This is a genomic window from Azospirillum sp. TSH58 (assembly GCF_003119115.1).
Taxonomy (GTDB): domain Bacteria; phylum Pseudomonadota; class Alphaproteobacteria; order Azospirillales; family Azospirillaceae; genus Azospirillum.
Genome location: NZ_CP022369.1, coordinates 359,629 through 379,715, shown reverse-complemented (window position 1 = coordinate 379,715; position 20,087 = coordinate 359,629). Strand labels below are relative to the sequence as shown.

Here is a 20,087-nt window from a genome sequence, read left to right as displayed (position 1 = left end):
ATTTCTGATTCGATGCGCGTCTTTGCAGCTTTCGCCGCGGCGGCCACCCTGGCCGCCGCGTTTCCGTCCCATGCCACCGACGTCTACACCTTCGAAGGGTTCGGGGCCGTGTCCATGGGCATGGGCGGCACCGGAGCGGCGTCCGACATCGGCGGCGCCGCCATGATCCTCAACCCGGCGACCCTGACGCAGCGCTCCTCCTCCTATCTGGAGGGCGGGCTGGTGGTCGCCGCCCCGACCGGGCTGCGCGCCACGCAGACGCGGACCGGCGAGGTCGCGCACGGCAAGGACACCTTCCCCTTCCAGGGCTACTACATCCCGCAGGGCGGCTTCGTCTGGCGGCACGAGGGTCTGGCCCTGGGGCTTGGCGCCTACGCCCAGGGCGGCTTCGGCACCGATTACGGCGAGGGCGCCTTCATGGCCCGCCTGCCGTCCGGCGTCGACAGCGGGCTGCGCACCAGCAGCGAGGCGATGTTCATGCGCGTCCCGCTGGCCGCCGCCTGGGACGTGACGCCCAAGGTCACGGTGGCCGGCGCCATCGATTATGTGCGGGCGGGCCTCGGCTTCCGCGTCCTTCAGGGGGCGGACCAGCTCGGCGCGCTGGCCGCCACCGGGCGGCTGACCGGCCAGGGGCCGATGCTGCCGGCGGCCAGCGCCATCGTCGGCATGGGCGGCGGCGTCTATTTCGACATCTTCGACCCGTCGATCGCCCGCGCCGGGGTGGAGGGCGACGGGGTCAGCGGCCGTCTCGGCCTGACCTGGAAACCGCAGGCCGATACCACCGTCGGCGCCTTCTACCAGTTCCGCACGGCGCTCAACAATCTGACCGGCGACGGCTCGGTGATCGTGCTGGCGCCCGACGGCACCCGGCTGACACAGCCCGCCAAGTACACGCTGGGGAATTTCCAGCTCCCCGCCGAGGTCGGCATCGGCGTCAGCCACCGGCTGCGGCCCGACCTGACCCTCGCCTTCGACTACCGGCGGGCCTTCTGGGCTCAGGCGCTGCGCCAGTACAACATCCGCGTCGACGTGCCGGGCCTCGGCACGGTGTGGGAGACGCTGCCGCAGCGCTACCGCGACATCAACATCGTCGCCATAGGCGGCGCTTACCAAGTGACCGACGCGCTGACCCTGCGCGCCGGCTTCCGCTGGGCCGGCAAGACCGCCCCGGCGGAGGACATCGTCTCGGTCATCCCGGTGGTCATCACCAAACACGCCAGCTTCGGCGTCGGCTACGCCTTCTCCGAGACGCTGCGGCTGGACGGCGCCTTTTCCCACGGCTTCCAGGAGTGCGTGAGCAACGGCACGCCGCCCAACGGCTCCGCGGTCAATCCGGGGAAGTTCTGCAACGGCACCGACATCGTGGCGCTGAGCCTCAGCGCCTCGTTCTGACGGTCTTTCATGACACGAACGGCGCCGGCCTTCCCTCGGGCCGGCGCCCTTGTCCTCATTCCGCCTGCCAGACCACCCGGCCGGGGTTGGCGCGGAAGTCCATGTGGATCTGCAGGGCGAAATCCACATGGACGGTGGCGCTGCCGTCCGGCCCGGCCGCGAAGCCGAAGTCCGAGATGACCTGATGGCTGGCGTAGTCGGCCACCCGCAGCGTCCAGTCGCCCCGCATCGGCCACGCACCGCGGAAGCGGTCGACATGCATCGGGCAGTCGATCAGCGCCTGATAGCAGGCCCGTTCGCTGTCGGGGGCGTCGCGGAACTGCTTCAGGTTGATGACCGGCACGATGCCGGCCAGCAGCGATTCCACCGCCTTGACGGCGACTTCCGCCCCCTCGACCAGACCGCCGGGGCGCAGCAGCGCCTTCAGCGCGTCGCCGAGGTCGGCGGCGAGATCCTCAAGGCTCTGCCACGCCGAACCGGGGGTCCACGGCCCGCCCTCCACCGTCAGCAGAGGCGCAAACACCCCCTCGCAGTCGGAGGACAGGGTGCGGAACAGCGTCGTCTCGCAGACGAAGCGCGGCGCCTCGGCCCCCTCCTCCGGCAGCGTGATGCGGCCCAGCGACTTGGCGAAGCCCCAGCCTTCCCGCCCGCAGACCAGCGGAATGGTCGCGTCCGGGAAGACGTAGGGCATCCACAGCACCAGCCGCGGCCAGTGGCCGGGCCGATGCTCGATCAGCGGCAGCCACAGCGAGGCCTCCCGGTAGGGAATCCAGCCGAACGGCTCGGTCGGGCTGGTGCAGCGCCCCACCGACAGGAAGGTGCACAGCGCGACCGGACCGGCCACCGTGTAGCGCACCGCCCCGGCGGGCGCCGCGTTCAGCAGCTTGTCGACCAGCGCCTGGGTGTTCACCGGGTTGCTGCGCACGACGAAGGCGGTGGCGAGGCTGTCGGTGAAGACGCCCGGCGCGGCGATCGACACCTCGCCGTGCCCGGCGAAGGAGACGTAGCGGGGGGCGGTCACGACGGCGCCCCGTTCAGGAAGTTCTCACCGGAGATGAACAGCGGCGTTCCGGAGATGGCCCGCGCCGCCTGCATGCCGGACATCACCGTCGCCTCGATGCAGGAGGTGTTGAAGCCGGTGCGGACCCAGCAGCCGGCCAGGAACAGGTTGTAGAACCCGCTCGCGTCGGTGCGCAGCCGGTACTGGGTGGAGCCGGCGGCGCTGCCCGGCAGCGTTTCGGTGGGATCGACGTTGGCGCGGATGATCTGGTGCGACAGCCGCTCCCGCCCGGTGCCGTTCCATGGATCGTAGAGGACGTTCCAGTTGAAGCCGACGCCGCCATGGCCGGAAACCGTCGCCTTCGGCCAGAAATTGCCCATGTAGGCGTCCAGCCACTCCGCCGCGCTGTTCGTGACGTTGTCCAAGGCCTCCTGCGGCACCGCGAGGTCGGTGGTCGGACGGGCGACCAGACCGGTCTGCCAGACGCCGCAGATGTAATGCACCGACTTCGGCGCGCCGGTCTCGCCGGGGCGGAACTCGTAGGGCAGCGTCTGCCCCATCTCCGCCCAGATCGACCACGGCTCCGGCCCGGCGACGGCGGCCGGCTGCCCCGGCTCCCAGCCCAGCCCCTGGAGGTCGGGACCGCACCACAGCTGCATCGACAGCGTCGGAATGATGCCGATGTTGCTGGTCATGGCGTTGAAGGCCGGCGAGGCCGCCTGCAGCTCCGCCGCCAGGGTCGGCTGGTCGTTCATCGCCTTGAAGCCGCCCATGGAGATGCCGAGGACGGCGATGTCGAAGTCGCGGCCGCGCTGCAGCGTCTCGCTCCCGACCGGCTCCCACGCGCACCAGTGCGATTCCAGCGAGGAGTTGTTGGTGGCGAGCGCCGCCTGGACCTTGTCGGCGTCCTTGATCTGGTCCCACAGCGGCTCCAACGGCCAGGCCAGCAGGAACTTCCTGTCCTCCAGCGGCACGGTGATCAGCGGCTGGTAGTCGTCCGCGCCGTCGACGAGATCGACCTGACGGGCGAGGCGCACGGTCTCGACCAGCGCGCGGTCGTCGGACAGGCCGATGTCCTCGACGCGGCGGAAGAACTTCACCTTCACGCCGTTCTGGAGCAGGGTCTGGTAGATGGGCGCGATGATGACCTCGCCCATGCCCGCTTCCATGTTCCACATCACCGATTCACGGCAGGTGGCGAACATCCGCACGCAGGACAGCGCCGCGACGCCCGCGCCCCAGTTGGGCTGCCGGTAGTCGCCGTCCTTGTACTGCATGAAGGTGTCGTAGCAGGTGCGCAGCGAGCAGCTCTGCTTCAGCGCCTCGGCGTCGCCGCCATGGCGGATCAGCCAGTCGGTGAATTCCAGATCGTCCAGGGAGTCGGCGGTGCGCTTCTCGATCCCGAAATCGGCGATGATGCCGACGGTGAAGGGAAGCACGAAGGCCAGCAGGTCGCGCGCCACGTGGTTGCGCGGCAGGGTGGCCGCCGCGGCCTCGATCAGCCGCAGAAGCTTCATCAGGTCGTGGAAATGCTCCACCGGCGGAGTCGCCGCCCCAGTGGTGGACGGCGTGGACGGCTGCCCGTCGGCCAGCGCCCGGATCAGCCGGTGGGCGGCCACGGCGGCGTCCTTCGCGGTGGTCACGGCGGCGCCCTTCAGCAGCGCCTCGGCCTGCGCCAGATGGCGGACCTCGCGGTCCTTCCAGCCGCGGATCGCGTCGGCGAAGCGGGTGGCGAGGGGCGCCGGCAGGACCTGCTGGTCGGCCGGCAGGACCGGCATCGGCGCGACGGTGCGGCCGTCGATGTGGACCAGCTTGCCATCGACGATCAGGCCGCTCAATTCGTCCCAGTTCTCGAAGACGTCGCGCACCACGCCGACCAGCGACGCGATGGCCTGCGGCAGGGTCGGCATGACGTTGGCCGAGCCCGGCTCGCCGCCCAGCACCGGCCAGGTCAGCGGCCAGTAGGCCGGCTTGCCGCCGTCCAGCACCATGCCGATGGGGGTGAAGCGCTGCGGCTTCAGCACGTCCCGCCAGGACTGGAAAGTGTTGTCCGGCGAGCGCTTCCACACGTCGAAGACGTCCTGAAGCATCTTGAAGGCGTTGTTGTAGAAGCCGAACCAGACATGCAGCCCATGTTCCTGGATGCGGTTCCACTGGTCGCGCCCGGTGGCGCCCTTGCCGCCCAGCCGCCAACCCATCTGATAGATGGTGACGTCGTAGCGCGCCCGCTTCTCGTCCGTGTCGGACAGGAAATGCGCCGTGGTGAGGGCGCCGACGCCACCACCCAGAATTGCAACCCTCGTCTTCGCCATGCTCTCCCCCCGCAGATCCGGCATCCCCGTGACGGCGCCACGCTCTTTCGCGGTACTCGTCAGAAATTGCGGGCGAGGTTAGCATAAATTGTCGTACCGCAATTGAACTATTGCGCCGTTTCGCCGATGATGCCGGCCTATGCGCCGTACGATCGCCAAGCAAAAATCGTGCAAAAACCCGGCCGGCACGCCCTGCGCTTGCTCCACCGTGGCGCGACCTTCTATAACGGATACCGCAAACCACGCGACATAAGGATGCTGCGTCGTGATCGGGGCCATCCCCACCGCAACCTTGCCCGCGTTACCGGGCTTCCGCGTTGTCGAGACGCTGCATGTGGGGTCGCGCTCCACCGTGCTGCGCGCCATCCGCCGCGACGACGGCCTGCCGGTCATCTGCAAGCTCCTGTCCGGCGCGGACATCGGCGGGGAGGAGAAGGCGGCGTTCCTGCGTGAGTTCGCCATCACCCGCCGGTTGCGCCACGCCGGGGTCGTGGAGGCGCTGGACTGCGTGCCCCACGGCAGCGGGCTGATGATGGTGTTCCGCGACATCGGCGGCACCGCCCTGGACGGCCTCCCGGACGTGCGGACGGAGGACGTCGCGGTCTTCCTGCGGATGGCGCTCCAGGCGGTCGACGCGCTGGCCGCCGTGCACGACGCCGGGGTCGTCCACAAGGACATCAGCCCCGGAAACCTGATCTGGAACCCGGCGACCGGCCAGTTCAACCTCATCGATTTCGGCATCGCGTCGGAGCTGTCGCGCGAAGAGGCGGGCGACCCGGACGTCGGCACCATGGAGGGCACGCTCGCCTACATGGCGCCGGAGCAGACCGGGCGGATGAACCGGTCGGTGGACTACCGCGCCGACTTCTACGCCCTGGGCGCCACCTTCCACGAGTTCCTGACCGGCCAGCCCCCGTTCCCCTCCGGCGACCCGCTGGAGCTGGTGCATTGCCACATCGCGCGGACGCCCGTCCCGGCGCACAAGCTCAACCCGCTGGTGCCCGAACCGCTGGCCGCCATCGTGGCCCGGCTGATGGCGAAGAACCCGGAGGAGCGCTACCAGAGCGCCTTCGGCCTGCGCGCCGACCTCGAACGCTGCCTGACCGAATGGCGCGCCCATGGCCGCGTCGAGCCCTTCACGCTGGCCAGCCGGGACGTCCGTCCGGTGCTGCGCATCCCGCAGAAGCTCTACGGCCGCACCGCGCAGTTCCGCGTGCTTCTCGACGCCTTCGGCCGCGCCGCCGGCGGCGGGTTCGAAGCCCTGCTGATCTCCGGCTATTCGGGCGTCGGCAAATCGGCGCTGGTCCGCGAGCTGCACAAGCCGGTGATCGCCCGCCACGGCTTCTTCATCACCGGCAAGTTCGAGCCGCTGAAGCGCGACATCCCCTACGCCCCGGTGATCGAGGCCTTCAAGACCCTGGTGCGGCAGACCTTCGCCACCGGCCCGGAGTCGCTGGCGCGCTGGCGCGCCCGCCTCCTCGCGGCACTCGGTCCCAACGGGCGGGTCATCACCGACGTCATCCCGCACGTCGAACGGCTGATCGGCCCCCAGCCGCCGGTCCCGGAGCTGGGCCCGGTGGAGGCGCACGAGCGCTTCATCTACGTCTTCCGCAACTTCGTCCGCGTCTTCGCCGGGGCGGGGCACCCGCTGGTGCTGTTCCTGGACGACCTGCAATGGGCCGACCTCGCCACGCTGAAGCTGCTGGAGGGCTTGGCGGGCGATCCGGACCTCGGCCATTTCCTGCTGGTCGGCACCTGCCGCGACACCGAGGTCGACGCGCTCCACCCGCTGCGCCACACGATCCAGACCTTCGGCGAGCGCGGCGTGCCGGTGCGCGACGTCAATCTCGGCGGGCTCGACGCCGACGCGGTGGTCGCCCTGCTGTCCGACACGCTGCACGCGGCCCCCGACGACGTGCGCCCCCTGGCCGAACGGCTGATCGCCAACACGCTGGGCAACCCGTTCTTCCTGGGCCAGTTCCTGGAATCGCTGGAACAGGGCGGGCTGATCGCCTACGACAGCCTCGCCGGGGTGTGGAACTGGAATCTGGAGGCCATCGAGTCCCAGCGGATGGAACGGATGGTCGACGACGTCGTCACCTTCGTGGTCCGCCGCATCCGCGAGCTTCCCGCCGAGACGCTTTCCGTCGTCCAGACCGCCGCCTGCATCGGCAGCGCGTTCGATCTCGCCACCCTGGCCGACGCCGGCCGGCGGACCTCCGCCGCCACGGCGGCGGCGCTGTGGCCGGCCCTGCGCAGCGGGCTTGTCGTCCCGGTGGGCGACGCCTACCGCTACGCCGACATGGACAGCGTGTCGCCGCGCGCCACCTATCGTTTCGTCCACGACCGGGTGCAGCAGGCGGCCTACAGCATGCTGCCGGACGCCGAAGCCCTGGCCTGCCACCTCGCCGTCGGCCTCGTCCTGGAACGCAGCCAGGACCTGGCGGGAGATCGGGCGGGAGATCGGGCGGGAGATCGAGCGGGCGACCGGCTGTTCGCCATCGCCAACCAGTTGAACCGTGCCGTGCCCCTGCTGTCGCCGGAGCAGAGGGAGCGGCTGGCCCGCTACAACCTGCTGGCCGGGCAGGCGGCGCGCGCCTCGGCGGCGCTGGGGCCGGCCTTCGACTACCTCATCACCGGGGTCGGGCTGCTCCCCGAGGACGGCTGGTCGCGCCTGTACGATCTGGCGCTCAGCCTGCACGCCGAAGCGGCGGAGATCGCGGCGGTGAACGGCGACGTCGCCGCGGCGACGCCGCTGGCCGGCGCCATCGAGGCCAACGCCCGCACCGTCCTGGACCGCGCGCTGGCCTACGAGACGCAGATCCAGATGCATGTGTCGCGGCAGAACCTGCCGGCGGCGCTCGGCGCGTGCCGCACCGCTCTGGGCCAGCTCGGCAGCCCGATCCCGGAGCGGGCGGACACCCGCCATGTGCTCAAGGAACTCGCCGCGACCAAGCTGGCGTTGCGCGGCAAGGGCGAGGAGGATCTCGTCAACCGCCCGCCCCTCTCCGACCCGCGCCTGCTGACGATCGGGCGCATCGTGTCGCGCGTGCTGGCCAGCGCCTATCTGCACGACACCAACCTCTACACGGTGCTGCTGCTGCGCATGGTCCGGCTGTCGGCGACCGAGGGGATCCTGCCGGCCTCCGGCATCACCTACGCCACCTACGGGCTGCTGCACTGCGCGATGCTCGGCGACGTTCCGGCGGGCGCCATGTACGGGCGGGTGGCGTTGCGCGTGCTGGACCGGCTGAACGCCAACCAGGGCCGCGCCCAGACGCTGTTCGTGGTCAAGCTGTTCATCGAGGTCTGGCACCAGCCGGTCGCGAAGGCGCTGTCCGGCCTTCTCGACGCCCACCGGATCGGCCTGGAAACCGGCGACATCGAGTACGCCGCCTATTGCCTCAACAACGCGGTCGCCCAGGGGCTGTTTCTCGGCCACCCCCTGCGGCAGCTCCAGCAGACCGCGGCGAACCACGCCGCCGCCATCGCGCGCCTGAACCAGCAGACCGCGGCGGGGGTGTTGCGGCCCCACCAGCAGCTCATCGCCAACCTGCTGGGCGAATCCGAGGACCCCACCGTCTTCGCCGGCCCCCACATCGCGGAGGCGAGCGACGTTCCGGCGCTGACCGCCAGCGGCAATCTGCTTGCCCTGGACACGATGCACAGCCACCTCGCCTATCTGAACCTGCTGTTCGGCCGGATCGACGAGGCCCGCCGCTGCATGGCGAAGCGCCGCCCCTTCGCCGGCGCCTCCATGGGCATGGTGACGAACCTGCGCATGCGGGTGATCGCCCTCCTGATCGACTTCGCGGCCTGGGACCGCCTCCGTCCCGCCGAGCGGCTGCGGGCGCGGGCGGCGGCGCTCGGCCTGGAACGCCGGCTGCGCGGCGCGGTGCGCCACGCGCCGACGAATTTCCGTCATCTGCTGGCGCTTGTGGTGGCCGAGCGGCTGCGCGCCACCGGGCGGCTGGACAAGGCGCACCGGCATTATCAGACCGCCGCCGAGAGCGCCCGCGAGCAGGGCTTCACCCACGACGAGGCCTTCGCCTGCGAGCGGGCCGGCGAGGCCGCGTTATCGCGCGGCGACCGCTTCACGGCGAAGGCGATGCTGTTCCAGGCCCGCCACGCCTACCGGCGCTGGGACGCGCTGGCGAAGGTCCGGGCGCTCGACGCCCGGCTGGCGGAGCTGTTCGGCGAGACGGCGGTGGACCAGAGCCCCGTCGACGACGGCTTTCCGCCGCAACGCCCGGTCACCGCCTCGTCGCGGCGCCGCTCCTCCTCCGGGTCCAGCTCGCACATGGTCGATGTGGAGACGGTGATCCGCACCTCGCGGGCGCTGGCGCAGGACATCCGGCTCGGCGACCTGCTGTGGACGCTGATGAAGCTGGTCATCACCAACGCCGGGGCGACGCGGGGCTGCCTGCTGCTGCCGACCGACGGCGTATGGCGGATCGAGGCCGACGCCACGAGCGAGGGCGACGCCGCGGAGGTCCTGCAATCCCGCCCCCTCGACGACGCGGCCCCGGTCCTGGTGCGCGGTGTCGTCGATGCGGTCATCCAGACCGGGGAGCCGGTCGTTCTGGCCGACGCCGCGAACGAGGGCGATTTCCAGTACGACCCCTACACGCGGCAGGCGCAGCCGCGCTCCGTGCTGTGCCTGCCCTTGCGCAACCGCAACCAGATGGTCGGCATCCTCTATCTGGAGAACAACCTCGCCGCCGACATCTTCAGCCCGGAGCGGCTGGAGCTGCTCGACCTGCTGTCGGTGCAGATCGCCATCTCCATCGAGAACGCCCGCCTCTACGACGGGTTGGAGCGGCTGAACCGCACCCTGGAGGCCCAGGTCGCCGAGCGGACCCGCGAGGTGGCCGAGCAGTCGCAGCTTCTGCGCGCCACCCTGGCCAGCATGTACGACGGTCTGGCCGCCTTCGACGCCGAGGAGCGGCTGCGCGTCTGGAACGAGCGCGCCATGGCCCTCTTCAGCCTGCCGGAGACGCTGCGCCGGGTCGGGCTTCCGTACCGCGAGCTGAGCGCCGCGGTGAACGCCTCCGGCCAGCTCCTGACGGCGCTGGTGCCCTCGCCCCTGAAGAGCAGCCCCAGCGAGATCGAGTTCGCCGACGGCCGCGTCATCCAGGTCCGCAGCAACCCCATGCCGGACGGCGGCATGGTGCAGGTCTATGTCGACGTGACGGTGGACCGCAGCCGCGAAAGCGAGCTGCGCGACGCCCATGAGCAGCTTCACGCCGCCCACGACCAGCTCAAGGCCGCCCAGCAGCAGCTCGTCCAGGCGGAGAAGATGGCCTCGCTGGGGCAGCTCGTCGCCGGGGTGGCGCACGAGATCAACACGCCCATCGGCATCGTGATGACCAGCGCCTCCTATCTCGGCGAGAAGATCAGCGCGCTCGAAACGCTGTCCGACACCGGAAAGATGCGCCGGGCCGATTTCCAGGACTTCATGCAGGCCGCGCGCGACGCCGCGACGCTGATGATCAGCAACGCCACCCGCGCCGCCGATCTGGTGCAGAGCTTCAAGCAGGTCGCCTCGGACCAGACGCGCAGCGACCGGCGCCGGTTCGACCTGCGCGGCTATCTGGAGGAGGTCCTGGTCAGCCTGCGCCCGACCTGGCACCGCCCCGGCCACGAGGTGGGGCTGGACTGCCCCAAGGGCATCGAGCTGGACAGCTATCCCGGCGTGATCGCCCAGATCGTGACCAATCTCATCACCAACTCGGTCAACCACGCCTATCGGGACGGCGAGAAGGGCCGGATCGCCATCACGGCGCAGGCGCTGGAGAACGATGGGGTGCGGCTGGTCTATCAGGACGACGGCTGCGGCATCCCGGCGGAGAACCACGGCAAGGTGTTCGAGCCCTTCTTCACGACGCGGCGGGGCACCGGCTCGACCGGCCTTGGCCTGCACATCGTCTTCAACCTCATCACCGGCCAGCTCGGCGGCACCATCCAGCTGGACAGCCGGCCCGGCGAGGGAACGCGCTTCACCGTCGAGTTCCCCAGCCGTGCCCCCGGAAAGGCTCCGCCGCACTGAGTGGCGGTGCTTACGCCGTCTCGGGGTGGCGCTTCTCGAACTCCCAGACGCGCTCGAAGCCCATCAGGCGGGTGAAGTCGGGGAAGGGATAAAGCTCCCCCCGATACTCGGCGCTCGACCCCTTGGCGAGGATTTCGCCGTAGGCGCTGCGCAGCGCCGCGGCCATCGCCAGGAAGCCGGTGGCCGGGAAGATGGCGATGCGGTAGCCAAGCTCCTCCAGCCGCGCCCCGGTCATCACAGGCGTACGCCCGCCCTCCACCATGTTGGCGATCAGCGGCTTGCCGATGGTCCGGCAGATCCGCTCCATCTCCGCCTCGCTCTCCGGGCTCTCCACGAAGATGATGTCGGCCCCCGCCTCGGCGTAGGCGTCGGCGCGGCGCAACGCCTCGTCGAGGCCGAGCGTCGTGCGCGCGTCGGTGCGGGCGATGATCAGGAAGTCGCTCGACGAGCGCGCCTCGCAGGCGACGCGGATCTTGCGCACCATGTCGGCCATGGGGATGACGCGGCGGCCCGGCGTGTGGCCGCACTTCTTCGGGAATTCCTGGTCTTCGAGCTGGATGGCGGCGGCCCCGGCCTCCTCATAGCCGCGGATCGTGAAATCGACGTTCAGCAGGCCGCCGTAGCCGGTGTCGCCGTCGGCGATCAGCGGCGTCGAGGTGCCGCGCGCGATGGCGCGCACCCGGCCGACCATGTCGCTGTAGGTGGCGAGACCGGCGTCCGGCAGGCCGAGATGGCTGGCCACGGTGCCGTAGCCGGTCATGTACAGCGCGTCGAACCCCATGCCGTCCGCCACCTTGGCCGAGATCATGTCGAACACGCCGGGGGCCGAGATCAGGCCCGGCTGCGACAGGCGCTGTTTGAGGGACTTGGGCTTAAGGGGTTTGGGCTTAAGGGAAGTGGTCATGTCGTTGGAATCTCCGGAAGTCTTTACGAGGCACGCCGGTGCATGCGCCGGTCGATGTGCAGCAGGCCGGCGCTGATGAGCACGGCGGTGGTGGCGAGGATCAGCACCACCGCCATCATGGTGCGCACGTCGTGCCCGCCGATGGCGTTCATGACGAGGTAGCCGAGGCCGCGCTGCGAGGCGAACATCTCGCCGATCAGCACGCCCAGCAGGGTCAGCGAGAAGCCCACCCGCAGGCCGGACACCAGCTCCGGCAGCGCCGCGGGCAGGATGATGGTGGAGACGAGCTGCGGCGGCGACAGGCGCATCACCCGCGCGCTGCGCAGCATCACCGGCGGGATGGTGCGGACCGCGTTCATCGTGAAGATGATCACCGGGATGATGCCGTGGATCGTCCCGAAGGCCACCTTGGCCGACAGGCCCAGCCCGAAGGCGAGCAGGATCACCGGGTAGAGGGTGATCTTGGGCAGCGAATAGAGCGACACCAGGATCGGCTCCGCCACCTCCCCGGCCAGCCGGTTGATGCCGAGAGCGATGCCGATGGTCAGCCCGCCGAGCACCGCCAGCAGCAGCGAATAGAGCAGCGCCACGCCGGTTTCCGCGACGTGCGGCCAGAAGGTGGCGGAGCCCAGCAGTTCCACGGCGCGGGCCAGCGTGTCGGCGGGCGAGGTCAGGGCGACGCTGCCGACGATCCAGTGCAGGACCTGCCACAGGGCCACCAGCGCGACGATGACGAGAAGCGTATCGGTCTTTCTGTGCATGGCCGTCAGCGCCTCCGCCGCTGCATGATCCGGCGCTCCCAGGTGAAGAGCACCGCGTTGAGCACCGTCACCAGGACGATGATGAACAGCATCAGCGCGTACATCCGCGCATTGTCGAAGTTGTTGAAGGCATAGGCGATGCTGTAGCCGATGCCCGAGGAGGACATGATGAACTCTGCCGCGATGACGCCGATGAAGCAGTAGGCGATGGCGAGCTTCGCCCCGGTGAACAGGAAGGGCGCCGCGCTGGGCAGCTTGACCATCAGCGCCGTGCGCACCGGATCCATGCCGTGGACGCGCGCGGTCTTCAGCAGGACGCGGGGAATCCGGTCCAGCCCGTTCAGCGTGTTGATCAGCATCGCCACCACGCCGAACAGCGTGCCGATCACCACGATGGGCGCCGCCCCCAGCCCGAAGATCACGATCAGCACCGGGTAGAAGACGAAGAAGGGAACCGCGTAATAGGTCGCCAGGAAGGGATCGAGCGCCCGGCGCACCCGCGGCATCGCGTGGATCGCCACGCCGCCGACGAAGCCGAGCAGGATCGAGGCGATCACCGCCATCGCGACGTTGCCCAGCGTCTCGCCGATGTCGGCGCTGGCCGCACCCGAGGCCAGAAGGCGGTAGAGATCGCCGGCCATGACGCTGGGCGCGGGCAGAACCGTCTTTGCGATGACGCCGGCCCGGCACAGCACCTCCAGCAGCAGGACGGCGCCGGTCACCACGATCAGCCGGAGCCAGCCCGCCCAGCTCATGACCCACCCCCGGCGAGGCCCGCCGCCTTCAGGCTCTCCTCGCGCAGCAGGCGCCACAGCCGGGCGGTGATCTGGCCGAAGGCGTCCTCGCTGGCGATGCGGGAATCGCGCTCGCGCGGCCAGCCCGTCTCGATCTCCTCGATGATCCGTCCGGGCCGGGACGACATCACGCCGATGCGGTCGGACAGCATGGCCGCCTCGTCCAGCGCGTGGGTGATCAGCATCACCGTGGCGCCGGTCTCGCGCCACAGCTTCAAAAGCTCGTCGCCCATGATCAGGCGGGTCTGCGCGTCGAGCGCGCCGAACGGCTCGTCCAGCAGGATCAGGCGCGGGCGCATCACCAGCGTGCGGGCGATGCAGACGCGCTGGCGCATGCCGCCGGACAGCTGCACCGGATAGGCCTTGGCGAAGTCCTTCAGCCCGACGAAGCCGACGGCGTAGTTCACCCGCCGCTCGATCTCCGCCGGATCGACGCCCGCCCGGCGCAGGCCGAAGGCGATGTTGTCCCACACGGTCAGCCAGGGGAAGGTGGCGTCCTCCTGGAACACCACCCCGACGCCGTCCGGGACCTTGCCGGCCACCGGCTTGCCTTCGAAGCTCACCGACCCCTCGGTCGGCACGGACAGGCCGGACAGCACGTCGAGCAGCGTGGACTTGCCGCAGCCCGACGGCCCGACGACGGAGAAGAACTCCCCCTGCCGCAAGGTCAGGTCGACGGGGCCCAGCGCGTGGACCCCGCCGTGACCGGGAACGCCGTAGATGCGGCTGACCCCCTTCAGGTCGGCGTGGACGGCCGGGGCGGGGTTGGCCCCCGCCTCCTCGTGCAGGTCGCGTTTGGCGGCGACGTTGGCTTTCATCGGGGGCTTCCTCCCGGTCATCGGATGTCTTCTGGCGGATTATTTCAGGAACGAGGCGTCGACATGCTTCGACCAATCGACCTGGCCCTTGACCTCGCCGATGATCTCCAGGCCCTTGATCAGGTTGTTCATGCCGTCATACTCGAAGTCGCCGGCGCTCCAGTATTTGATGGTCGCCAGATTCTTCAGCGCCTGCAGCGCGACCGCCTCGTCGATGTCGTAGTATTTCGTCATGATCTTGGCGGTCTCTTCGGGGTTGGCGTAGACGAAGTCCACCCCCTTGCGCCGCGCCTCGATCAGCTTCTTCAGCTTGTCGCCGTTCTTCGCGGCGAATTCCGGCGTGGTGACGCCCACGGTCTGCACCATGGTGGGCAGCTCGGTCTCGACCGCGAAGACCATGCGGTACTTGTTCTGCACGCGCGCCCAGATCGGGTCCATCACCGGGGCGGCGGCCACCCCGCCCTGCTCCAGCATGGTCAGGCCGCCGCCGATGCCGCCCGCGGACACGCCGTCCACCGTGATGCCGTGCTTGTCCTTCACCATGGTCAGCAGCATGTCGGTGACCGACTTCGGGCTGGTGAAGGCGACCTTCTTGCCGTCCAGGTCCTTGGCGGTCTTGACCGGGGAGTCCGGCTTGGTCACCCACAGGATCTCGCCCGCGGTGCGCACGCCGGTGTGGATGATGCGCACGTCGATCCCCTGGTTGATCGCCGCCACCGCCGCCGACAGGGCGACCTCGCCATAGGGCATCGGCGCCGCCATGACGTTGCGCATGGTCGTGCCGCCGCCCTTGGAGGTCAGGACGCCGGTGATGTCCAGCCCCTGCTCCTTGTAGTAGCCCTTCTCCATGGCAACGGCGTAGGGCGCGCCGTACATCAGGACGCCCCAATGGGTGACCGTGATCTCCTCGGCCTGCGCCGGGACGAGGGTGGCGAGCGCCACTCCCATGGCCGTCCCCATGGCCGCCGCCCCCAGGACCGCCTTGCGCTTCATCGTGGTCATGAACGACATCGCTGTTCCTCCCAAATTGCCGCTGGCCTTTCCGGCCATGCGCGTTGATCCGGACCCGTTCAGGCGGTAGGCAGGGCGTGAATCCACGGGCGCCGCGCCCGGTCGCGCGCCTCGAACGCCGCCATGGCGTCGTCATGGCGCAGGCTGGCCCCGATCTCGTCCAGCCCTTCCAGAAGCGCCTGCCGCCGCGCCGCCTCCATCGTGAAGGGGAACTCCCGCCCGTCCGGGGCGGTGACGCGGCAAGCCTCGATGTCCACCGTCGTGGCGGCGGCCGGCCTTGAACCTGAGGGCGTCGCCTGGGCGCAAGCGACCAGATGAGCGAGCGCGGCCTCGTCCAAAGTCACGGCGGCCAGACCGTTCTTCTGGCAATTCTCATGGAAGATGCTGGCGAAGCTCGGCGCGATCACGCAGCGGATGCCGAAGTCCATCAGGCTCCACACCGCGTGTTCGCGCGACGAGCCGCAGCCGAAATTCTCGCCGGCCAGCAGAATCGTCGCCTCCCGCCAGGGGGTCTGGTTGAGGACGAAGTCCGGCCGTTCCCGGCCGTCGTCGTCGAACCGCCATTCGGAGAAGAGGCCGGCGCCCAGCCCGCTGCGGTGGATGGTCAGCAGATGGGCCTTGGGGATGATCGCGTCGGTGTCGACGTTGGCGCGCGGCAGCGGTGCGGCGATCCCGGTGATGCGGTTGATCGGTTCCGGCATGTCAGGCGCTCCCTTCCAGGCTGTGGGCTTCCAGACTGCGGACATCGACGATGCGCCCGGCAACGGCCGCCGCCGCCGCGGTGGCGGGGCTGGCGAGGTGGGTGCGCGCGCCCGGCCCCTGGCGCCCTTCGAAATTGCGGTTCGAGGTGGCGACGCAGCGCTTGCCCGGCGGCACCCGGTCGGCGTTCATGCCGGCGCACATCGAACAGCCCGGCTCCCGCCATTCGAAGCCGGCGGCGGTGAACACGCGGTCCAGCCCCTCCGCCTCGGCCTGTCGGCGCACCTGCCCGGAGCCGGGCACGACGAGCGCGCGCAGGCCGGCGGCTACCCGCCGTCCCTTCAGCACGGCGGCTGCGGCCCTCAGATCCTCAATGCGGCTGTTGGTGCAGGAGCCGATGAAGACCATGTCCACCGGCAGGTCGCGGATCGGCGTCCCCGGCTCCAACCCGATGTAGTCCAGCGCGCGGCGCATCGCCTGACGGCGTTTGGGGTCGGCCTCGCGCTCCGGATCGGGAACGGTGTCGCCGACGCCGATGCAGTCCTGCGGGCTGGTGCCCCAGGACACCTGCGGCGTGAGGCTGGAGACGTCCAGCTCGATCTCGGCGTCGAAGCGGGCGCCGGGATCGCTCGCCAGGGCGCGCCACGCCGCCACCGCCGGCTCCCACAGATCGCCCGCCGGGGCGAAGGGCCGCCCTTTCAGATAGGCGAAGGTGACCTCGTCGGGGGCGATCAGGCCGAAACGCGCGCCCAGCTCCACCGACATGTTGCAGACGGTCATCCGCTCCTCCATGGAAAGCGCGCGGATGGCCGGGCCGGCGTATTCGACGCCGTAGCTCGTCGCCCCGGCGGTGCCGATGGTGGCGATCAGCTTCAGCACCATGTCTTTGGCCGACACGCCCGCCGGGCGGGTGCCGCCGACGGTGATGCGCATGGTGGGCGGGCGGCGCAGGATCGCCGTCTGCGTCGCCATGACATGCTCGACCTCCGACGTGCCGATGCCCCAGGCCATGGCGCCCAGCGCGCCGACCGTGCTGGTGTGGCTGTCGCCGCAGACCAGGGTGGCGCCCGGCAGGGCGATCCCCAGTTCCGGCGCGATCACATGCACGATGCCCTGGCGCACGTCGCCCAGGTCGAACAGCGCGACGCCGGTGGCCTCGGCGTTGGCGCGCAGGGCGCGGATCATCTCCGGCCCGCCCGGCACCGTGTCGTCGGTGCGGCCGTTCTCGGTCGAGACGATGTGGTCCGCCGTCGCGAAGGTCAGGTCGGGGCGGCGCAGCCGGCGCCCGGCGGCGGCCAGCCCGGCGTAGGCCTGCGGGCTGGTGACCTCGTGCAGCATGTGGCGGTCGATGTGGAGCAGCACCCGCCCGTCGCCCAGATCGGCGACGACGTGCTGGTCCCAGATCTTGTCGATGATGGAACGCGGCGTGGTCATGGCGTTGCCTCTCCTCACTCGGCGGCCCGGTAGGCCTGTTCCCGCTCGTAGTAGTCGGGGAAGCCGACGAGGGTCTTCAGCGCCTCGAAATCGGCCTGGGCCACGTGGCCCTCCCGCCCGTCCGCCACCGCGGCCAGGGCGCTGCGCATGGCGTCGATGGCCGCCGACATCAGGGTCAGCGGATAGGCGGCGAGCTTGAAGCCCAGCGCCTCCAGCTCGCGCGGCGGCAGCATCGGCGTCTGGCCGCCGCGCACCATGTTCGCCATGGCCGGGCGGTCGACGCCCGCGCAGAAGGCGGCCATTTCCGCCGCGTCGTGCGGGGCCTCCATGAAAATGATGTCGGCGCCCTCCTCCACGAAATCCCGGCAGCGCTCCAGCGCCGCGTCGAAGCCGTGCACGGCGCGGGCGTCGGTGCGCGCCAGGATCAGGATGTCGTCGGCCCCCGAGCGGGCGGCATCGACGGCGGCGCGGATCTTCATGCGCGCCTCCGCCCGCCCGATGACCTGCTTGCCCTTGGTGTGGCCGCAGCGCTTGGGGCTGACCTGATCCTCGATCAGCACGGCGGCGGCGCCGGCGCGGGCGTAGTCGCGCACGGTGCGCTGCACGTTCATGGCGTTGCCGTAGCCGGTGTCGCCGTCGCCGATCACCAGCAGGCCGGGGGCCGCCTGACAGACGTTGCGGAGCTGGTCGAGCATCTCGGCGAAGGAGATCAGCCCGGTGTCGGGCATCCCCAGCCGGGTCGCCGAGACGGCGAAGCCGCTCATCAGGCTGACGCGGAAACCGGCCTGCTCGATCAGCCGCGCCGACAGCGCGTCGAAGCAGCAGGGCATCAGGTGAAGGCCGGGAGCCTCCAGCAACGTTTTCAGGCGTTGTGCGGGTGTCGTCACCGGTTGTATCCCTCCCTTGCCGCCGCTTCCGCTGTCGGCTTCCGCCAAAGCGCACCGGAAATGGGCGATTAATTTGTTGTGCCTACGAACATAGTGCGCCATTGTATACAACGCAACCCGAAAAAATTCGGCTTGCCGAGCAGAAGGGCAAGGGAGGTCAGCATGGCGGACAGCGCCGGGGCTCTGGCGCCCCAATGGGACAACGGCTTTAGCGGCGGCTCCAACCGCGCCGCCGACCGCGCCTACCGCTTCATCCGCGAGGGCATCCTGGCCAGCCGCTGGCCGCCGGGCGCCCATCTGCGCGAGCAGGAGCTGGCCGAGCTGACCGGGGTCAGCCGCACCCCCGTGCGCGAGGCGCTGCGCCGGCTGTCCGCCGACGGGCTGCTGCAGCTCGTGCCCAACCTCGGCGCCAAGGTGAACGCCTGGACGATCCAGGATCTGGACGAGATTTTCGGGCTGCGCGCGACGCTGGAAAGCCAGGTGGCCGGCCTCGCCGCCAGCCGCGCGGAGCCGCACCACCTGGCGGAACTGGCCTCCCTGTGCGACGCGATGGAGGCGGTGGTGGGGGACGGCGAGGCGGTGGATTTCTCCCGCATCACGCCGCTGAACGACCGCTTCCACGGCCTTCTGATCGACATCGCCGGGGATCGGCGCCTGGGCCAGATGATCCGGCAGGTGGTGGAGATGCCGCTGGTGCTGCGGACCTTCGCCCGCTACAGCCGGCGCGACCTCGCCCGCAGCATGAACCACCATCGCGAGATCGTCGAAGCCCTGACCGCCCGCGATGGGGAATGGGCCTCGTCGGTGATGCGCGCGCATGTGCGCGCCGGGCGGGCCGTCTTCACGGTGCCGAAAACCGAGTGAGCGTCATTGTATACAACGTCGGTGTATACAATGACGCCGCGCCGACGCGGGCGAGCGGATCGCCCATCCGCGCAGCACAATGGTCCCGGCGCCCTGAGGGACGCCGGGACAAAGTTTTCAGGACGCTATCGGTGCAGGCCGGTCAGGCGACCAGGAAGCCGGCGCCGACCGGATCGTTGCGGTCGATGACCCAGCGGGCGGTGCCGAGGATGCTGGCCGTGCCCTTGACGGTCGGGCGCACGGCGCGCACGCCGTTCAGCCGGGTCTCGCCAAGCAGGCTGCCCTCGAAGGTGCCGGTGCCGAGCAGGCCCTCGGAGCGGATGGTGTCGCCGATCGCCATCTTCCCGCGCGCCTCGAACATCGCCATCATCGCGCTGGTGCCGGTGCCGCCCGGCGAGCGGTCGAGCTGGCCGGCGCTGAAGACGTGGACGTTCTTGTAGAAGGCGCCCTCGATGGTCGGCTCGTGCCAGAAGGTTACGAAGTTGAAATTGTTGATGTGCGCCGACGCCGGGTGCTGGATCGCCACCTTCTGGCGGAGCTGCTCGCGCGCCAGGATGCCGTAATGCGACAGGGCGGTGCCGTTCTCCGCCCCGATGCGCAGCGAGGTGCCGGTCAGGTCGATGATGCCGAAGTAGTTGCCGCCCCACACGATGTCGGCCTTCAGCGGGCCGATCTCCGGCAGCTCGAACTCCACGTCCTGAGCGGCGACGTAGGCCGGGACGTTCTCGAACTTGGTCCACAGCACCCGGTCGCCCTCATGCGCCACCTCGGCGACGACGAGGCCGGCGGTGGTCTCGAAGCGGATGGTGGTGCGCCCGTTCTCGCCGCGGCGGACGAGGCCGTTGGCGACCATCGCCATGGCGACGGCGATCGTGCCGTGGCCGCACATGTGCGAATACTGGGTGCCGTCGATGTAGATCAGGCCGGCGTCGTAGTCCGGGCCGGACGGCGGGGTCAGGAAGACGCCGAACATGTCCTTGTGGCCGCGCGGCTCGCGCATCAGGGCTTCGCGCAGCCAGTCGTAATGGGTCTCCAGGAACTGGCGCTTCTCCAGGATGCTGGAACCGGCCGGATAGGGGATGCCGCTGTGGATGATGCAGAGCGGCTCGCCCTCGGTGTGGGTGTACAGGACATCGAATGCGTCTTGCATGCGCATGGAAGG

General features: G+C 70.0%; 14 protein-coding genes. 3 read left to right on the top strand and 11 right to left on the bottom strand.

All coding sequences use genetic code 11. The annotated features are described in order from the left end of the window. Positions 1 to 12 precede the first annotated feature (12 nt). Positions 13 to 1,392: an OmpP1/FadL family transporter gene (locus TSH58p_RS32020; protein ID WP_109069029.1), complete on the top strand. Its 1,380-nt coding sequence runs from the start codon at positions 13 to 15 to the stop codon at positions 1,390 to 1,392. A 55-nt stretch (positions 1,393 to 1,447) separates the two neighbouring features. On the opposite strand, the gene TSH58p_RS32015 is transcribed toward TSH58p_RS32020, so the two are convergent. Next, complete coding sequence (locus TSH58p_RS32015) at positions 1,448 to 2,413, bottom strand: acetoacetate decarboxylase family protein (RefSeq protein ID WP_109069028.1); 966 nt, start codon at positions 2,411 to 2,413, stop codon at positions 1,448 to 1,450. Then, a complete protein-coding gene (locus TSH58p_RS32010; protein WP_109069086.1) occupies positions 2,410 to 4,704 on the bottom strand; it encodes an FAD/NAD(P)-binding protein in 2,295 nt (764 codons plus the stop codon). The genes TSH58p_RS32015 and TSH58p_RS32010 overlap by 4 nt, the downstream gene beginning before the upstream one ends. A gap of 265 nt (positions 4,705 to 4,969) precedes the next feature. Between TSH58p_RS32010 and TSH58p_RS32005 the strand changes: the two genes are divergently transcribed. Further along, positions 4,970 to 10,753: an AAA family ATPase gene (locus tag TSH58p_RS32005; RefSeq protein WP_109069027.1), complete on the top strand. Its 5,784-nt coding sequence runs from the start codon at positions 4,970 to 4,972 to the stop codon at positions 10,751 to 10,753. Between the two features lie 10 nt (positions 10,754 to 10,763). Here TSH58p_RS32005 and TSH58p_RS32000 read toward each other — a convergent pair whose 3' ends face one another. The 8 genes from TSH58p_RS32000 to TSH58p_RS31965 are packed head-to-tail and all read right to left on the bottom strand — an operon-like array spanning position 10,764 to position 18,061. Further along, positions 10,764 to 11,657, bottom strand: a complete 894-nt coding sequence (locus tag TSH58p_RS32000) for an oxaloacetate decarboxylase (protein WP_109069026.1) — start codon at positions 11,655 to 11,657, stop codon at positions 10,764 to 10,766. Positions 11,658 to 11,680: 23 nt separating this feature from the next. Continuing rightward, on the bottom strand, positions 11,681 to 12,418 hold the full coding sequence (locus tag TSH58p_RS31995) for an ABC transporter permease (RefSeq protein WP_094302773.1): 738 nt from the start codon (positions 12,416 to 12,418) through the stop codon (positions 11,681 to 11,683). 5 nt (positions 12,419 to 12,423) lie between these two features. After that, positions 12,424 to 13,173, bottom strand: a complete 750-nt coding sequence (locus tag TSH58p_RS31990; RefSeq protein ID WP_109069025.1) for an ABC transporter permease — start codon at positions 13,171 to 13,173, stop codon at positions 12,424 to 12,426. Next, the gene (locus TSH58p_RS31985) at positions 13,170 to 14,030 is read right to left on the bottom strand and encodes an ABC transporter ATP-binding protein (RefSeq protein WP_109069024.1); all 861 of its coding nucleotides are present in this window, start codon (positions 14,028 to 14,030) and stop codon (positions 13,170 to 13,172) included. The genes TSH58p_RS31990 and TSH58p_RS31985 overlap by 4 nt, the downstream gene beginning before the upstream one ends. 39 nt (positions 14,031 to 14,069) lie before the next feature. Next, positions 14,070 to 15,041 (bottom strand): ABC transporter substrate-binding protein, encoded by a 972-nt coding sequence (locus TSH58p_RS31980; protein WP_109069023.1) that lies wholly within the window; start codon positions 15,039 to 15,041, stop codon positions 14,070 to 14,072. Between the two features lie 59 nt (positions 15,042 to 15,100). Beyond that, positions 15,101 to 15,742: a 3-isopropylmalate dehydratase small subunit gene (gene leuD, locus TSH58p_RS31975; protein ID WP_109069022.1), complete on the bottom strand. Its 642-nt coding sequence runs from the start codon at positions 15,740 to 15,742 to the stop codon at positions 15,101 to 15,103. A gap of 1 nt (position 15,743) precedes the next feature. Then, a complete protein-coding gene (gene leuC / locus TSH58p_RS31970) occupies positions 15,744 to 17,174 on the bottom strand; it encodes a 3-isopropylmalate dehydratase large subunit (RefSeq protein WP_109069021.1) in 1,431 nt (476 codons plus the stop codon). A 14-nt stretch (positions 17,175 to 17,188) separates the two neighbouring features. Beyond that, positions 17,189 to 18,061, bottom strand: coding sequence for an oxaloacetate decarboxylase (locus TSH58p_RS31965; protein ID WP_109069020.1), 873 nt, complete (start codon positions 18,059 to 18,061; stop codon positions 17,189 to 17,191). 162 nt (positions 18,062 to 18,223) lie between these two features. Between TSH58p_RS31965 and TSH58p_RS31960 the strand changes: the two genes are divergently transcribed. After that, the gene (locus tag TSH58p_RS31960) at positions 18,224 to 18,925 is read left to right on the top strand and encodes a GntR family transcriptional regulator (RefSeq protein WP_109069019.1); all 702 of its coding nucleotides are present in this window, start codon (positions 18,224 to 18,226) and stop codon (positions 18,923 to 18,925) included. A 142-nt stretch (positions 18,926 to 19,067) separates the two neighbouring features. On the opposite strand, the gene TSH58p_RS31955 is transcribed toward TSH58p_RS31960, so the two are convergent. Then, positions 19,068 to 20,081, bottom strand: a complete 1,014-nt coding sequence (locus TSH58p_RS31955; RefSeq protein ID WP_035681829.1) for a proline racemase family protein — start codon at positions 20,079 to 20,081, stop codon at positions 19,068 to 19,070. Between the last annotated feature and the right edge of the window lie 6 nt (positions 20,082 to 20,087).

What these genes read in the sequence shown, in the direction of transcription:
- TSH58p_RS32020 (WP_109069029.1), top strand. Translation starts at nt 13, where the DNA reads ATGCGCGTCTTTGCAGCTTTCGCCGCGGCGGCCACCCTGGCCGCCGCG.
- TSH58p_RS32010 (WP_109069086.1), bottom strand. Translation starts at nt 4,704, where the DNA reads ATGGCGAAGACGAGGGTTGCAATTCTGGGTGGTGGCGTCGGCGCCCTC.
- TSH58p_RS32000 (WP_109069026.1), bottom strand. Translation starts at nt 11,657, where the DNA reads ATGACCACTTCCCTTAAGCCCAAACCCCTTAAGCCCAAGTCCCTCAAA.
- TSH58p_RS31995 (WP_094302773.1), bottom strand. Translation starts at nt 12,418, where the DNA reads ATGCACAGAAAGACCGATACGCTTCTCGTCATCGTCGCGCTGGTGGCC.
- TSH58p_RS31990 (WP_109069025.1), bottom strand. Translation starts at nt 13,173, where the DNA reads ATGAGCTGGGCGGGCTGGCTCCGGCTGATCGTGGTGACCGGCGCCGTC.
- TSH58p_RS31985 (WP_109069024.1), bottom strand. Translation starts at nt 14,030, where the DNA reads ATGAAAGCCAACGTCGCCGCCAAACGCGACCTGCACGAGGAGGCGGGG.
- TSH58p_RS31980 (WP_109069023.1), bottom strand. Translation starts at nt 15,041, where the DNA reads ATGTCGTTCATGACCACGATGAAGCGCAAGGCGGTCCTGGGGGCGGCG.
- leuD (WP_109069022.1), bottom strand. Translation starts at nt 15,742, where the DNA reads ATGCCGGAACCGATCAACCGCATCACCGGGATCGCCGCACCGCTGCCG.
- leuC (WP_109069021.1), bottom strand. Translation starts at nt 17,174, where the DNA reads ATGACCACGCCGCGTTCCATCATCGACAAGATCTGGGACCAGCACGTC.
- TSH58p_RS31960 (WP_109069019.1), top strand. Translation starts at nt 18,224, where the DNA reads ATGGCGGACAGCGCCGGGGCTCTGGCGCCCCAATGGGACAACGGCTTT.
- TSH58p_RS31955 (WP_035681829.1), bottom strand. Translation starts at nt 20,081, where the DNA reads ATGCGCATGCAAGACGCATTCGATGTCCTGTACACCCACACCGAGGGC.